Annotated in this window: 11 protein-coding genes and 1 pseudogene; 9 read left to right on the forward strand and 3 right to left on the reverse strand. The window is 65.7% G+C overall.

The genetic code is table 11. The features are described from left to right. Together AAF184_20595 and AAF184_20600 are read left to right on the forward strand one after the other, a co-directional pair. A partial coding sequence (locus tag AAF184_20595) for a hypothetical protein (GenBank protein ID MEO0424748.1) occupies positions 1 to 231 on the forward strand: 231 nt, incomplete at its 5' end. A gap of 130 nt (positions 232 to 361) precedes the next feature. Further along, complete coding sequence (locus AAF184_20600; protein MEO0424749.1) at positions 362 to 1,879, forward strand: serine hydrolase; 1,518 nt, start codon at positions 362 to 364, stop codon at positions 1,877 to 1,879. 11 nt (positions 1,880 to 1,890) lie between these two features. Here AAF184_20600 and AAF184_20605 read toward each other — a convergent pair whose 3' ends face one another. Continuing rightward, positions 1,891 to 2,253, reverse strand: a complete 363-nt coding sequence (locus AAF184_20605) for a hypothetical protein (protein MEO0424750.1) — start codon at positions 2,251 to 2,253, stop codon at positions 1,891 to 1,893. Positions 2,254 to 2,330: 77 nt separating this feature from the next. Between AAF184_20605 and AAF184_20610 the strand changes: the two genes are divergently transcribed. The 5 genes and pseudogenes from AAF184_20610 to AAF184_20630 all read left to right on the forward strand — a co-directional run bounded on the left by AAF184_20610 (position 2,331) and on the right by AAF184_20630 (position 9,689). Further along, entirely contained in the window at positions 2,331 to 3,785 is a 1,455-nt protein-coding gene (locus AAF184_20610; GenBank protein MEO0424751.1) for an SWIM zinc finger family protein, read from the forward strand. After that, positions 3,778 to 5,187, forward strand: coding sequence for a DUF5691 domain-containing protein (locus AAF184_20615; GenBank protein MEO0424752.1), 1,410 nt, complete (start codon positions 3,778 to 3,780; stop codon positions 5,185 to 5,187). The genes AAF184_20610 and AAF184_20615 overlap by 8 nt, the downstream gene beginning before the upstream one ends. Beyond that, positions 5,184 to 6,263 (forward strand): annotated as a pseudogene (locus tag AAF184_20620) (AAA family ATPase). Before AAF184_20615 ends, AAF184_20620 begins: the two are co-directional and overlap by 4 nt. Positions 6,264 to 6,265: 2 nt before the next feature. Beyond that, positions 6,266 to 8,536 carry a DUF5682 family protein gene (locus AAF184_20625; GenBank protein MEO0424753.1) on the forward strand — a complete coding sequence of 757 codons (2,271 nt, stop codon included), beginning with the start codon at positions 6,266 to 6,268 and terminating at the stop codon, positions 8,534 to 8,536. Further along, positions 8,529 to 9,689 (forward strand): VWA domain-containing protein, encoded by a 1,161-nt coding sequence (locus AAF184_20630; protein ID MEO0424754.1) that lies wholly within the window; start codon positions 8,529 to 8,531, stop codon positions 9,687 to 9,689. Before AAF184_20625 ends, AAF184_20630 begins: the two co-directional genes overlap by 8 nt. Before the next feature lie 48 nt (positions 9,690 to 9,737). On the opposite strand, the gene AAF184_20635 is transcribed toward AAF184_20630, so the two are convergent. Beyond that, positions 9,738 to 10,169, reverse strand: a complete 432-nt coding sequence (locus tag AAF184_20635) for a hypothetical protein (GenBank protein ID MEO0424755.1) — start codon at positions 10,167 to 10,169, stop codon at positions 9,738 to 9,740. A 326-nt stretch (positions 10,170 to 10,495) separates the two neighbouring features. Here AAF184_20635 and AAF184_20640 point away from each other — a divergent pair, with 326 nt between their 5' ends. Continuing rightward, positions 10,496 to 14,455, forward strand: a complete 3,960-nt coding sequence (locus AAF184_20640) for an SBBP repeat-containing protein (GenBank protein MEO0424756.1) — start codon at positions 10,496 to 10,498, stop codon at positions 14,453 to 14,455. A gap of 155 nt (positions 14,456 to 14,610) precedes the next feature. On the opposite strand, the gene AAF184_20645 is transcribed toward AAF184_20640, so the two are convergent. Beyond that, complete coding sequence (locus tag AAF184_20645; GenBank protein ID MEO0424757.1) at positions 14,611 to 15,072, reverse strand: hypothetical protein; 462 nt, start codon at positions 15,070 to 15,072, stop codon at positions 14,611 to 14,613. 137 nt (positions 15,073 to 15,209) lie between these two features. Between AAF184_20645 and AAF184_20650 the strand changes: the two genes are divergently transcribed. Continuing rightward, on the forward strand, positions 15,210 to 15,821 hold a 612-nt coding region (locus AAF184_20650), incomplete at its 3' end, for an FAD-dependent oxidoreductase (protein ID MEO0424758.1).

Below are 15,821 nucleotides of genomic sequence, written 5' to 3' on the forward strand. Positions count from 1 at the left end.
ACGGCGCAGGAATGGCGACGCTACTCGGTCGCCATGCGTTTGGCGGATGGCAGCGTAGCCTTCGTCCGCCCCTCCGCGATCGGGGATTTGAACGATGGCGATAACAACCACGAGCTTTGCCTGAACGTTCGGGGCGAGCCGCTGGCCGTGCGGTTCCCAGCGGGGTTGCTGCAGGATCCTAACAATGATGTGAACGAAGCGTCCCGCATTCGAGTCACTCCAGCACCTTGACGACCCGAGGCACCGCCGCCGTTTGCACCGGCGGCGGATGCCCCGACGCATGAGCGAGCCTGCCGAACGGCGCTGGCACTATCGAACGTCACATGGCACCTTGATCGCTCTTGAACAGAGAGCGCCACCGATGCATCCATCCCCCCGATTCTCGCGACTACCGCAACTCTCCCTGGTGGTGGCGATCGTCACCTGCCTGGCGTCCCCAGGCGCGCACGCGATTACCCCGACCACGGCACGCCAGGCGATCGAGGGGGCGCAGTCGGGCGAACATGCGGAGGGCCTTGGCGCCCACGCCATCGAGGATCTGCTGGAAGAACTCGGCGTGCCCGGCGCGAGCGTAGCGGTGATCTGGAACGGTGAGTTGCACTGGGCCAAGGGCTACGGGGTGGCGGACGTGGAGACGGGACGGCGCGTCGACACGCACACCCTCTTCCAGGCGGCGTCCATCTCCAAGCCCGTCGCGGCGATGGCCAGCCTCGAGGCGGTGCAGGACGGCAAGTTCGGCCTGCACCAGGACGTGAACGAGATTCTCACCTCCTGGCAGCTCGACGGCGAGGGTAAGACCCAGCAGCGTGCCGTCACCCCCGCCGCACTGATGAGCCACACCTCGGGCCTAGGGGATGCATTCGGTTTCCCAGGCTACGCCCCGGGCGAGGCGCTACCGACGACCATCCAGATACTCGAGGGGGGCGACCCGTCCAACGTCCCGAGAATCTTCATGGAGCGCGAGCCCGGCGTAGCCTACGAGTACTCGGGCGGCGGGGTCACGTTGCAGCAGCTCGTGTTGAGCGATGCCCGCAAGATGCCCTTCGCCCAACTCATGCGGGAGCGCGTGCTGACCCCACTGGGAATGGCCGACAGCACCTTCGAGCAACCGCTACCGCCCGCATGGGCGCAGAAGGCGGCGCATGCCCACTCGTCCAAGGGGGCACCCAAGGACGCCCCGTGGCATGTCTACCCTGAACTCGCCGCCGCCGGCCTGTGGACCACGCCATCGGATCTTGCCGCCTTCGCCATCGACGTGCAGCGCTCGGTCGCGGGGGCGTCCAACCGCGTGCTCGATAGCGACCACGCGCGTCGCATGATCACGCCGGTGGGCGTCGGCCCCTTCGCCGTCGGCTTTTCCATCGAGCAAGACGGCCAGGGTTGGTACTTCTCCCACGGCGGGGCGAACTGGGGATTCCGAGCCCGCGTGGTCGCCCACGTCTCCAAGGGCTATGGCTTGGCCGTGATGACCAATTCTGACAATGGTGGGGAGCTCATCGAGGAGATCGCCAAGCGCGTTCAGCGCACCTACGCGTGGGATGTGCTCGCGGAGCCGGTGCCTCGCGGCTATCGCGCGATCGAACGTGAGGAGGTGAGCGTCCCCCGCGAGATCCTCACGCGGTACGTGGGCGTATACATGGGAGAGTCGCCCATCACCGTCACCCTGGGTGAGAGCGGCTTGCTGGGGCGGGTCGCGGGCGGCAGCGGCGATTCCCCGCTGTTCGCATCATCGCCTACCGAATTCTTCCTGAAGGTGGCGCCGATCACCATGGAATTTCTGAGCGAAGGCGATGAGGTGGTAGGCATGCGCCTGGTGGTGCCGTCGGGCGAGGCATACACGCTGATGCGGGAGGCCAACGCGGCAGCAGATTCTGAGTGAATCGCGAGCCCCTAGGGCTCGTGATTCGCGAGTCGCTTTCGGATCAGGCGTTGCAGGTCTTCGAGCGTCTCGGCCTGGTTCAGCGCCTCGGCGCCAAGCCACTCGCTCACCTCGCCGGCTTGATCCACCAACACGGCGGGCCACGCGATGCCGCTCACCGCATACCGGGCCGCCGCCTCATCCCGGTGCAGAAACTCCACCTCGTGTCCCAGCTCATCGACAAAGGCAGACCAGGCGAGCCTCATCCCCAGCGGGTGGTGGGTGATGGCGCAGAGCGAGCACTTGTAAGTGCTCGGCGAGAGCAACTTATGCGCACTGTCCCATGCCGAATTGAGCCAACCCGCATTCGCGTTGTAGACGAAGATCAACTTCACCGCAGTATCATACCCGCTGCCCCCGGTGAGCCAGCGGAGGGGCATCGACACACAGGTTCCCACGCAGCAGCGAAGGCATGCCCCTAACCCACGCACAGATTGAGCAGGTCGCCCCAGACCAGACGTCGCTCAACGCCGCACGCAAGTTGTTGAAGGCCAACAAGTGGCCCGTACTCGGTGTCGATGAAAAGGCCAACGCCATCTTCGGGGATTGCCAGGGATCGGGCGCGGCCCCCTACCGCGTGGCGGTGGACCTGCAGGACCTCGTGGCCAAGTGTTCTTGTCCGAGCCGCAAGTTCCCGTGCAAACACGCCCTTGCCCTGATGTGGTGGTTCGCGGACGAAGCGGGTCGCTTCAGCAGCGACACCATCCCCGCGGGGGCGCAGGAGTGGCTGACGCGCAGGCGTCAGCGCGGCGGCAATCCCGCCCCCGCCAAGGCTGACAAGCCCAAAGGCGAACGCCCGAAGCTCGCCAGCGCGACGCCTGCTGAAGAGATCTCAGACGACAAACGGACCGAACAGGCCGCCAAGGCGCGGGAGCGCAATCGGGCCAAACGGGAGGCCAGCATCCTCGCCGGCCTGGATGAGCTCGACCGCTGGATCGGCGACGTGTCGCAGGAGGGACTGGCGGCCTTCCCCACCAGCGCCGCCCAGCAGTGCCTGATGCTGGCGCGCCGCCTGGTCGACGCCAAGGCCGGCGGTATCGCCAAACGCCTCGAGGCCTTCCCGAGCGAGTACTTCGAGACGGCCGAGCCGGAACGCCCGGACTTGCTGATCGAGTTCCTCGGCGAACTGCACCTGCTGGCCAGCGCATACCGTCGACAGCAGGACCTCGATTCACCCCTGCGCGCGGAGCTGCGTCGCCTCGTCGGCTGGACCCAATCCCGCGACGAGCTGCTCGAGGCCGCGGACGCCCAGCGCGTATCCGGTCGCTGGCGTGTGCTCGGCTTGCGCTACGAGTCCCAACCCGACCATCTGGTGCGCTTCGAGACCTGGCTTCTGTGCCTGGAGACCCAGGCGGAGAATCCGCCGCAGACGGCCGTTTTGCTGGAGTTCGTGCCCGCAGCCATGGCCGCCAAGGCGGCGCCGGCGTACGCACGCGGGCAGACGCTGGACGCAACGCTGGCCTTCTACCCCTCGCCGACGCCGTTGGTCGCCCTGGTGGCAGAGCATCGTGGCGCGACGGAGGGGCAGTGCGAGGACGACGGCACCTTGCCCGTGCCCCCGAGCGACCTGCGCCTGGCCCTGGACACCTATCGAGATCGCCTGGTGCGCAATCCCTGGTTGAGGCGCTGGCCCCTGGCCTTTCACAGCGCCACCCTGCACCACGACGAGCAGGAGAGCTACTGGTTTCATTCACCACCGTCGGACAGTGGAAGCGCGGTTCGCGTGCACCCGGACCACGCCGAGGATGTGTCGACGCTGGCGGGCCTCGACCCCATCGGTGTCTACGGCGTATACGACGGGCGCTATCTCACCCCCATCGCCGCATCCACGCCCCTCGGCCCCTGGTGGGGATCGTCCAGTGGTTGATTGGCTAGGGGAGCGGGAGAAGTGGCGGCGCCAGCTCATCCTCGGACTCGGCGCGGATCAAGTGGATCTGGACGCCCTATCGCTGCTCGCCGCGCGTTCGCGCTTCGATGAGCTGCGCCCGGGCGCGCTACGCCTACCGCCAACCTCGCTGCCGGTGGCAAGCGCGTTGGTGGATCCCGTCCAGCGACAAGTCCTGGTGCGCCTGTTCAAGGCAAGAAGCGCCTACGAGCTGCCCGACGCCGCGGCCCTGCGCGTGCTGGACGCCCTTCACCAGGCGGGCCTCGCCCTGCACCCCTTCGACTACCCCGAGCTCGCCGGATTGATGCAGGCGGACCCGAGCCGCCTAGACCGCGCAGCGAGGCACTGGCTCAAGCAACGGCGAACCACCGGCGCCGCGCCCGACCCGAGCGATCCGGCGACTGACGACGAGCGCTGGTGGGACGACACTCCCGGCACGCGGGCGGCACTACTCCTGAAGCTGCGCAGCGACGCGCCGGAACGGGCGCGTGCGCTGCTCGAAGAGGTATTGACCCGGGATACGGCGGCGACCCGCGGCAAGCTCCTGGCGACGCTGGCAAAGGGCCTGAGCGAGGATGACGTTCCCTTGCTGGAGAAGGCCAGTGCGGATCGCGCCCAGTCCGTGCGCGCGATCGCCGATCGACTGCTGGCCCAGCTACCTGGCACCGCGGCCTACCGCGCGCGCGCCGAAGAGGTGAGCACCCACCTGAAGGTGCAGCGCACGCTCACCGGTGGCGTGAAGATCACAGTGATTACCCCCAAGGCCTTCAAGGGAAGGCGCCGAGACGAGTGGTTTGCCGAGACCTTCGATGCGGTCGACCCTCTAGGCCTCGCCGAGCACCTGGGGCTGGGGCCGCAGGACTTCTGCCGCGGACTCAACAACGCCACCCTAGCCGTGCGCTTCACCCTAAGGCTGATCGCCCGCAACGAATTTGCGCTGGCGCAGGCGCTGGGCGCGCGGTATGCGAGCGACTTCGTGACGCATGTGGGCGAGCATCGCGACGCCCTGGCCAGCCTGACCGCCGACCAGGCGGGCACCGTCCTGTCGATTTTCGCCAGCCAGGTGCACGACAACGATATCCGCACCTACGGCACCCTGGTCGACGTCCTGTACACGGATCTGCGCCAGACCTTGCCACAGGACCTGGCCGACAGCGTGCTCGGGGGCAAGCCACTGAAACGACTGCTCTCACACAACGAGGAGGACGTGGAGATCTGGGCCCATGTGTTGTGCCAGTTGATCTGCATCCTCCCCGCGACCTCCCTACCTCGCCTTAAGGATACCTTCGCTGCAAGCGCTCTCGCCCTGCGCGAACCCGCGCTCACGCTGGCCCAACTGCTGATCGACATCCACGCGACGCAAGAACAAGGAACCTCCCGATGACCGACGAGCGCCTGAGCCTGCCCGCGGAGCAACGCTTCGCCGCCGAACTCGAGGCCCTGGCCAAGCACGACGATGCGCACCGACCCGCGCGCTGGAAGCTCTCCCCCCGGGCCGCCGTGACCTACCTCATGGGAGGCAAGGCGGGGGACACGCAGATCTCACCTAAGTACATCGGTAACAGACGGCTGATCGAAACGGCGGTCGCCACCCTGGCGACGGACCGCGCCCTGCTGCTCCTCGGCGTGCCGGGGACAGCCAAGTCATGGGTATCCGAGCACTTGGCCGCGGCGATCTCCGGTGACTCCCAGCGCCTGGTCCAATGCACCGCCGGCACGGACTAGAACCAGATCCGCTACGGCTGGAACTACGCCCAGCTGCTCGCCCACGGCCCCTCGCGGGACGCCCTGGTGGCGACGCCCCTGATGCGGGCGATGGAAGACGGCACCGTGGTGCGCTTCGAGGAACTGACCCGCATGGGCTCGGACGTGCAGGACACGCTGATCACCGTGTTGTCCGAGAAGATCCTACCCATCCCCGAGCTCGACTCCGCGATCAACGCGGTGCGCGGCTTCAACATGATCGCCACAGCGAACAATCGCGATAAGGGCGTCAATGAGCTGTCGAGCGCCCTCAAGCGGCGCTTCAACGTGGTGGTGCTGCCCTTGCCGGCGACCCTGGAGGAGGAAGCCGCCATCGTGACCAAGCGCGTCGGCGAGCTTGGGGCATCGCTCGAACTGCCGAGTGCAGCGCCGCCGGAGGAGGAGATCATGCGCGTGGTCTCCATGTTCCGCGAACTCCGCGAAGGGCAGACCCTCGACGGCAAGCTCAAGCTCAAGTCACCGAGTGGCACCCTCTCGACCGCGGAGGCCATCGCAGTCTCGATCGGCGCCTGGTCCGAGGGTGCGCATCTGCGCGATGGCGTAATCGATGCAGAGAGCCTCGCCACCAACCTGGTCGGCGCCGTGGTCAAGGACCCGGTGCAGGACGCCATCGTCCTGCAGGAGTATCTCGAGACTGTGGTCCGCAAGCGCAAGCAATGGACCGATCTTTACAGCGCCATGCGGGACGTCCTCTGAGGGTGCCCGCACCGGTTCACATCCTCGGCATCCGCCACCACGGCCCTGGCAGCGCCGCCAGCCTGGTACGCGCTCTCGATGCCCTCGCGCCTGCACACGTGCTCATCGAGGGTCCCCCGGAGGCGAGTGACCTGATCAGCCTCGCCACCCTGCCAGGCATGGCCCCCCCGATCGCCCTCCTCGTGTACCCCAAAGGTCAACCCGAGGTGGCGAGGTTCTACCCCTTCGCGGAGTACTCGCCAGAGTGGCAAGCGATGCGCTGGGCCCTGCGCCACGAGGTGCCGGTCGAGTTCGTGGACCAACCCTTCGAACTGCCGCCCGAACCGGAAGAGACCACCGAGTCAGAAGACGCCGATACGGGCTCCGTGCCTGAAGACACCGAGCAGGACACAACGCAAGTCCTTCTACAACAGGATCCCCTGCAGGCGCTCGCCACGGCCGCCGGCCATTCAGACGGTGAGGCCTGGTGGAACGCTCTGGTGGAGCAGTCCGTCAATGCGCCTTCGGTGTTCGAAGCGATCACCAAGGCCATGGCCAGCGTGCGCGAGAGCGCCGATGAGATCCCTCCGCGGGAACTCGCGCGTGAAGCGTTCATGCGCTTACGCCTGCGTCAGGTGGAGAAGGAGAGCGACGGCCCGGTCGCCTTCATCTGCGGCGCCTGGCATGCACCAGCGCTCCTCGAGCGTCCCTCCCTCGCCCAGGATCGCGCCCTGGTCAAAGGGCGAAAACGAGTGAACGTGGAAGGGTGCTGGGTGCCCTGGACCGATCGCCGCCTGGCCTACGCCAGCGGCTACGGCGCCGGCGTACTGTCCCCCGGCTGGTATCGCCACCTGTGGCAGCGCCTAGCCGATGGAGACGTCGTCACGCTGGCCGCCCACTGGCAAGCCCAGGCAGCGGAGCTACTGCGCGCATCCGGCGTGGCCGCAGCCACCGCCTCGGTGATTGAAGCGGTTAGGTTGGCCGTCAATCTGGCCGCCTTGCGCGAGCTCCCCGTGCCGGGACTCACCGAGTTGCAGGACGCCAGCCTCGCTACACTTTGCCACGGCGACGAGGTGATGTACCGCCTGGTGCAGGAACAGCTGGTGATCGGCGAACGCGTTGGCGAAGTGGACGAGTCTGCCCCGCAGCCACCCCTGCAAGCCGACCTGACCCGCCAACAGAAGCGCCTGCGCTTGAAGCCCGAGGCCACCCCCAAGGACATCAGCCTCGATCTGCGCACCGAAGCGGGCTTGGCGAAGTCCACGCTCCTCCACCGCCTCGTGCTACTCGAGGTCACCTGGGGCGAGTTGCTGGATGCCGCTGCGGGTCGCGGCACGTTCCGCGAAGTGTGGCGCCTGCTGTGGGAGCCGGAGCACTCCGTAAAGCTGGCCGAGGCCACCCTCTACGGCCCGACCATCGCGCAAGCCGCCGCCGCGCGAGCAACCGCACACGCCGACGAGGTCAGCGACTGCCTGGCCTTGGCTGAGCTCGTGCGCCATTGCTTGCTGTCAGACCTCCCCGAGGCCGCCGAGCGCATCATCGACAGGCTCCAGGCCGTGGCCGTGGACACCAACGATGTCTTCGTGCTGATGCAAGCCCTGAGCCCAATGGTGGAGGTTCAGCGCTACGGATCGGCCCGTCAGCTGCCAACGGCTGCCCTCGATCGCCTCATCGACAGCCTTGCGGTCGAAGTGATCGCAGGCATCGACTACGGCATCCACGGCCTCGACGCCCAAGGTGATCAGGAGGCCTGTACAGCGATCAGGTCCTTTCATCGCAGCATCGCCCTGGTCGGTGACGAGCCGCTACTGGTGCGCTGGCGCGACGCCCTGGGCCGCCTGCGCGATGATCGCAACGGCGCCCCAGGCGTTCGTGGCCTGAGCGCTCGCCTGCGCTACGACGACGAACTGGACGACAGCGCGACCACCGCCAAGGCCCTGTCCCAGGCGCTATCGCCCGCCACGGCGATCGACGAAGCCGGCCGCTGGCTGGAGGGCTTTCTGGGCGAGCATGGCGACGTCCTGCTCCTCGACGACACGCTCCTCACCCTCGTCGACGGGTGGCTGACCGCCCAGGATGAGGACACCTTCCTCGAGTTGATCCCGATGATGCGACGCGCCTTCAGCAACTTCGACGCGAATCTGCGCAGGCGACTCCTGGATCTCATCACGCGCGGTAGCGGCACGAGTGGCAAAGGCGCTACTCACATCGGCGAGGACGCCGCCGCCGACGCCGCCTTTGCCCGCGCCCTTCCCCTGTTGAACAGTCTGTTGGGAGTCAGTCGCGATGAGTGATGACGGCGAACGCGCCCGCCGTTGGCGCCTGCTGCTCGGCGTCGATAACGACGACGTGAAGCTCTCGCCACGCGACCGACGCCTCGACAGCGCCCTCAGCGCGCTCTACGGCAAAGAGCCCGGCTCACGGCGACGCGGCGGCCTGGGCGCCTCCGCCCCGCGCGTGTCGCGCTGGCTAGGCGACATCCGAGAGTTCTTCCCCACCCCGGTGGTGCAAGTGGTTCAGCGCGACGCCTTCGAACGCCTGGGCTTGAAGCGCATGCTGATGGAGCCTGAGTTTCTGGCCGCCATGGAAGCGGATATCCACCTGGTGGCAGACCTGATGAGTCTCTCAGGTACCATCCCGGAGCAGACCAAGGAGACGGCACGCCAGGTGGTCGCCAAGGTGGTCGACGAGCTCATGGCGCGCCTGGCGCAGAAGACCGAGCAGACCCTGCGCGGCGCCCTGGATCGCAGCCGCCGCACGCGACGCCCTCGCATGCGCGACATCGACTGGCCACGCACGATCGGCGCCAACCTACGCCACTACCAACCGGACTATCGCACCGTCGTGCCGGAGACCCTGCTTGGCAGCTTGCGCCGGTCGCGCAGTCAGGTGGATCTGGAAGAGGTCATCCTCTGCGTCGATCAGTCCGGCTCCATGGCCACGTCGGTGGTGTACAGCGCCATCTTCGCGGCCGTCATGGCCTCGCTACCGGGCATCGCCACCAAGCTCGTGTGCTTCGACACCAGCATCGTCGACCTGACGGAGCAACTCGAAGACCCCGTCGACGTGCTCTTCGGCGTACAGCTCGGCGGCGGCACGGACATCAACCAGGCGGTGGCCTACTGCGAGGGATTGGTCCGACAACCGTCGAAGACCCACCTGGTACTCATCACCGATCTGTACGAAGGCGGTGATGCGCAGGAGCTCGTGCAACGGGTCGAGCAGCTGGTGCAGGCGGGCGTCAACGTGATCACCCTCCTCGCCCTGTCCGACGATGGCCATCCCTCCTACGACGGCGACATCGCCGGCATCATCGCGGGCCTGGGGTGCCCGGTGTTCGCTTGTACCCCGGATCAGTTCCCGAGCCTCATGGCCGTTGCTCTCCAGGGGCAGGACGTATCCCAGTGGGCGTCCGGTGAGGGTATCGCCGTGGTGCGGCGGCCGTGAGGAGCCGTTGCGTTACTCCGCTGTACGAATGATCGAGCCATCCGCGCGCTAGGTGATGAGCGCCAGGATCCCGGCGACCACACCCGCCCCGACCGCCCAGATCACTGGCTCCTTCCAGATGCGCGCTTCCTGGGCTGTAAAGGCCTGGGAAGGGTCGTCCGGGTTGCACCTGATCGTCATCGGTCCAAGCTCAGGGGTCCGTCGCCACACCTTGAACATGCCAATGGCGACCGAAGCCTCGTCCCACAACCGCTTCCGATACTCCTTACCCTCTATCGTCCAGTAGACGTAGTGATCAGAATCATTGTTGAGCAGCCCGCTCTGGAGCGATTCGAAGGTGGTGCCCGGAGCCTCTTCGCGCACTTCGCCGATCACCTCGGGCCAGACGCTCGCAGCATCCCTCTTGGACAGCCAGTAAAATCCGCGAATCAGTCCGAAGATGCACCCAGCGGTCAAGATAAAGATAAGCTGATCGATCATCTGTCTATGATACGGATGGACGGGCGAACAAGCACCCAAGCACAGAGACCTGAAGGTGCCTAGGGGAAGTCCCGCCCGCCAATTCGATGAATGGGCTAACGGAAGCGCGAGGCGTACGCGATCTGCGCGCTAGGCAGCGCTATCGCTTCGCCGCAAGAACCTGATTGACGCTCCATCAAGCGAGCACGCCTTCGGCCCCTGAGTGCGAAGCACAGAGCCCTCGGCTCACTAGGTCGAGTTACGCCATAGAAGCGCAGCAGTGTATCTACAACACCGACGGTTCTACGGAGTATCATCTGTTACCTAACTACATCAAGGTGAAATGGATGTCCCTCAAGCCCGCGCAGAACGGCGCATGCCAAACGCTTTTCTCCCCACGCGATCACCGGGTTCGTCGCTTCACGCGCTGGGGCCTGATGGTATCGGCCATCGCCGCGACAACGGCGAGCGCCTTTGCCCCTGCGCCCAGCGATCCCCTTGCCTACCTGGAACTCAACCAAGGCCAGACCGAGGCGCGGTACGCTTACATTGCAAGGACTCGACAGTACTCCGCGAGACTGACCGCTGGTTCGGCCGAGTTCCTTTACCTAACGCCCTTTCCCAAACATAACGAGGGCGATGGCAAGGCAGCGCCTAAGCGCGGCATCGTCACCATGCGCTTCGCGGGTGCCAGTACGGAAGCGCCGTTACGATCCGCGCAGGCACTTCCCGGGAAAAGCCACTACCTCAAGGGCGATGCAACCGAGTGGATCACCGACGTACCGCACTTCGGGGAAGTGCGGTTCGCCAACGTCTACCCACAGATAGATGTGATCTACCGCATCGACGGCAACACGCTGCGCTACGACTTCGTCGTGGGGGCTGGCGGCGACCCCAGCCGCGTACGGCTGAGCTTCGATCACGTGGACGACGTGCGCATCAGCGAAGACGGCCAGCTGGAACTGCGCGCGGAACACGCCACCATGACGCACAGCGCGCCAACGGTCTTCCAGCGCATCGACGGCGAGTTACACCCTGTCGCAGGGTCTTTCATCCAGACCAGCGGGGGTGCCCTGGCCTTTCGAACGGCCCGACACGACGCGGACCACGAACTGGTGATAGATCCGCAGATCACCCTGTCCACCTTCCTGGGCGGCAGTGCGACGGACGCTGGCAACGACCTCGTGATCGGCCCCGACGGATCGATCTTCGTGACCGGCGACACCAGCTCTGTCGATTTCCCCACCGAGGACGGCTTGCCCCCCGGCGAAGCCTCAGGCGGCCTGGACATCTACGTCGCACGATTGACACCCGATGGCCAGGCACTCGAGTTCGCCACTTTCATCGGCGGCGAGAACGATGAGGAACCATGGCAGATCGCCCTCGACAGCAACGCCAACCCGATCATCACCGGGTACACGGCATCGCCAGACTTTCCGACCGCCGCAGCGGCCCAGACGACTTTCGCGGGGGGCGGCCTGTTCGACTCGGACGTATTCGTCAGCAAGCTCACCAGCAACGGCGACGGCTTCGTGTTCTCGACCTTCCTCGGGGGCCTGGATCTCATCGAGCTACAATTCGGCTATGAATGGGCACGCGGGCTGGTCGTCGACGCCGACGACCACATCTACGTGACCGGTGAGACGTCGGCCCCGGATTTCCCTGCGACCCATGAGATCGACGGTCGCGCCTGCCTCGAAGCCGATCAGCTCGCCTCCTTCGTGGGCGACGCCTTCATCGCCAAATACAGCCCGCAGGGCGCCCTGGAGTTCGCCACCTGCTTTGGCGGTGAAGAGCGTGACAATGGGCGCGATGTCGCTCTCGCGGAGGATGGCAGCCTCCACGTCGTGGGCTTCACGCGATCGAACGAATTCCCGGTCACCGCCGATGCCTACCAGGGTGAACTCGCGGGTAACTACGACGTACACGTTACCCACCTGTCGCCGGATGCCACGGAGATTCTGTCTTCCACCTACCTTGGCGGCACAAACTACGAGTTCGCGCAGCAGATTCGCCTGTTGGCGGATGGCTCGCGACTGGTCTCCGGCACGACGGGGTCCGATGACTTCCCCACCACGTTCGGGGCCTTCCAGCGCGACTTCGGCGGAAATGAAGACGGGTACCTCGCCCGTGTTTCCGCCGACGGCAGCTACCTGCTCGCTTCCACGCTGATCGGAGGCAATGACGCGGAAGACGCCTGGGCGGTGCAAGTGGGCGAAGACGGCTTGATCTATGTGGCGGGTACCACCGAATCCCTGGATTTCCCCTTGGCCAGTCCGCTACAAGCGGAGCGAACGGGCGGCGGCGCTTACGGCAACGTCGTGATCGATGAAGCACTGGACACGAACGATCTCGGTACGTCCACCTACGTCGATGAACTCACACTCGACTTCTATACCGTCGTGGCCGCTGCCAACAACGGCGTTAACCGCCTTTACCTTCTGGACGACGATGCTGGGGACACGGTGGTCAGGAGCTGGGACTTCGGATCGGAAAGCGCAAACACTCAAGCGATAGCCGCGGTATTCGTACGCGACGAGCTCGGCCAAGTGGCGATCGCGTTCGCCGACGAAGATACGCCCGCGCAGGTCGTGTTCCTGGGCGATGACCCCCTGCAGACCTTACCCCTGCCGATTGCGCTCGCCAGCGAAGCGCGGGATACGCGTGCTATCGCCGGGGACAACATCGGAGATCCGGACCTCGCGATCGGCAACTACCTGGCACCCAACTTCTTGCACCGCGCCGGCGCCGACGGTTTCGCAGAGGAGGAAGCCGCATTCCCGGGCAGTGAAAACACCGCGACCACCGCCCTCGCCTTTGCAGACGTAAACGGCGACGGCTTCGAAGACCTGGTCGAGGGCAATGATCTCCAGCCCAATGCGGTCTACTTCAGCGATGCCGGCAACGGCAGCTTCTTGCCAGCGACCTTCGTCGACAACGAGGCCGACCCAACGCGTGCGATTCGCGTGGTGGACGTCGATGCGGATGGCGATGTGGATCTGTTCGTCGGTAACAATGGTGCACCGAACCGCCTTTACCTCAACGACGGTACCGGCAGCTTCGGCGCTCCCATCACGTTGGATCCCGAGCCGACCACGACGTTCGACGTGAGGAGTTCACCCTCCTTCGGCGGCGAGCCCTTTACGCTGCTGGCGGTGGGCGAGCAAGACGCGTGGCACTACAAGTACCTGAACGGCGCCGCCGAACGACTACCGCTCACGGACGGCTCCCTGCCTGCAAGAGCCTTGGACAGCGTGAGCAGCGTCGCCGTACAGGCGGGCCCCATCGGGTCGCCCATTCAGCAAGTATTCGCCTCCGTTAGCGAGGGCTTTCTCGCGGTACTCGACCCGTCGGCTCGCGAATTACTGTTCTCAACGCTGCTAGGCGGCGAGAATAATGAGATCATCTCCTGGGGTCTGGTCATCGACGCTGACCGCAATGCCTACGTCACGGGCGGTACGCGATCTGCGGACTTCCCGACCGTAAATCCCCTCCAGAACCAGCAGGCAGGGGATCTCGATGGTTTCATCACTAAGATCTCGCTGACCGATGTCGAACTGCCTGCGCGCAACCGCTACACGACGGTACTTGACCTGCAAACACCTGGCATCGACGGCATCAGCAAGATCGTACTCGACTGGACAACGCTTAGTTGCGACGAAGCGCAGGCGGAGGATCTCTACGACCTGCGCCTGAGCCTGATCGCAGGTGCGTCGCTAGTCTATTCCGATCCCGTACTCGGCGACGGAGTGCTCAACCCATTGGTCCGCGTGCCGCGTGGCCATCCTGCGTGGACCTACAGCCTCGACACGCTCACTCTCAGCGACTTCTCCACCGGCGTCGAGGAGACGATCCTCGCCGCGGACGGCATTCACTACCGCGTGGGCGTCATCGCAGGCCTCGAGCCCGGAGCGACTGTGCTCATCGAAAGGTACGAAGATGGTGTGTTGATCGCCTCGGCCGAGTCACTATTGCGCCCCCAGTACACCCTCGCCCTGGAGGGGGACTGCGACGGCGACGGCGTGAACGCGTTCAATGACAATTGCCTCTTCGCACGCAACCCAGATCAGCGCGATAGCAACGGCGACGGCATCGGCAATCGATGCGATGCGGACCTGGACAACGACTGTGAGGTGTCGGTGGCGGATCTGAGACTCCTTCGAGACGCCCTGCAGACGGCAGACGAGGATGCCGATCTCAACGGCGACGGCATCGTCAACAACCGAGATCTGCGCATCGCACGTGGGAGTCTGTTCGGACCGCCTGGCCCGAGCGGCGTGCCCAACGCGTGCTCTGCACGCCCATAGCTGACTCGCCTGCAGCCTGAGCCAGCCGACGACCGATGCGTGACCCGAAAGTAAGCGAGCGGGGACGGATGCCCCGCTCGCTTCGCCGCCGTGCAAGGGGCGCTACGCACCGTGGAGAAGACGGGCATGGAGCCCGCCCCCTGACAGCGCTACCGTCAGGGCCCGACGCTCGGCGACACCTGACAGCCCGTGACCGCCATGCTGATGCCCTGCCCAGCGGGTGCGCCACCGATCGCCACGCAGAGCTGCTCGCCCGGCAACAACCGCAGCCCCGTCACGAGGTTGATCGAGACCGTTTCGTCCGGAGAGACGTAGGGACCCAGCATCAAGTTCGCGCTGTCGCAGTCGTTGGCGTTGGACGCGGGGCCACGACGGATGTTCACGCGGAAGGTCGCGTCCGTTGTGTTGACGTTGTGGGTCATCACGAAGTCCGTTAGCACGATGGCGCGCTGACTGGCCTTGACGACCAGCACCCCACCAGCCCCCCCTGCATCGTCGCTACGCACCGTGGCGAAGTCCTCGAACCAGAGTCGATGGGTGTTGATGACGTTTTCCGACCACGACCAACCGAGGCAGGGTCGAGTCGACGAGCCGTGCACCACGAACGCCGGGTGCACAGGGAAGAACGTGAAAGTGGCGCGGACCGGCCAAACGGATTTCAGGGAATGAAGTACGCCGCCGATTCCCTAGGGCCATCAACCGACCCAACGCCGCGGTGGTATAGTCTGCGCCGCTGGCGCAAGGGAGCTGAGCATTGAGTAACGGACCGGACGTGATCATCCTCGGCGGCGGCCACAACGGCCTCACCTGCGCCGCTTACCTCGCCCGCGCGGGGCGCCGCGTACTGGTGTTAGAGGCGCGATCACGCGTGGGCGGCGCGGCCATCACCGAGGAGTTCCACCCCGGCTTCCGCAACTCCCTCGCCAGCTACACGGTGAGCCTCCTCAATCCCAAGGTCATCGCCGATCTCGACCTGCACGGCCACGGCCTCGAGATCCGCAACCGGCCCATCGGCAACTTCATGCCACTGGACAGCGAGCGATCCCTCGCGACGGGCGCCGACCTGACTGCAACGCAGGCGGAATTCGCCCGCCACTCGACACGCGACGCCGCGGCCTTGCCCGCCTACTACGACTGGCTGGAACGAGCGGCCGATGTCCTACGCGACATGCTCCTCGAAACGCCGCCGAACGTAGGTGGCGGCCTACTCGATCTATGGCGCGCCGGGCGCCTCGCCAACCGAATGCGAAAGCTACCGCAGCGTGACCAGGACGCCGTGTTCCAACTCTTCACCGCCAGCGCCGCGGACGTGCTGGACGGCTGGTTCGAGAACCCCCACATCAAGGCGCTCTTCGGCTTCGACTCC

Source organism: Pseudomonadota bacterium (assembly GCA_039815145.1).
Lineage (GTDB): Bacteria > Pseudomonadota > Gammaproteobacteria > Steroidobacterales > JBCBZW01 > JBCBZW01.

Coding starts and splice junctions, on each gene's coding strand:
- AAF184_20600 (MEO0424749.1), top strand. CDS start 362: ATGCATCCATCCCCCCGATTCTCGCGACTACCGCAACTCTCCCTGGTG.
- AAF184_20610 (MEO0424751.1), top strand. CDS start 2,331: ATGCCCCTAACCCACGCACAGATTGAGCAGGTCGCCCCAGACCAGACG.
- AAF184_20630 (MEO0424754.1), top strand. CDS start 8,529: ATGAGTGATGACGGCGAACGCGCCCGCCGTTGGCGCCTGCTGCTCGGC.
- AAF184_20635 (MEO0424755.1), bottom strand. CDS start 10,169: ATGATCGATCAGCTTATCTTTATCTTGACCGCTGGGTGCATCTTCGGA.
- AAF184_20640 (MEO0424756.1), top strand. CDS start 10,496: ATGTCCCTCAAGCCCGCGCAGAACGGCGCATGCCAAACGCTTTTCTCC.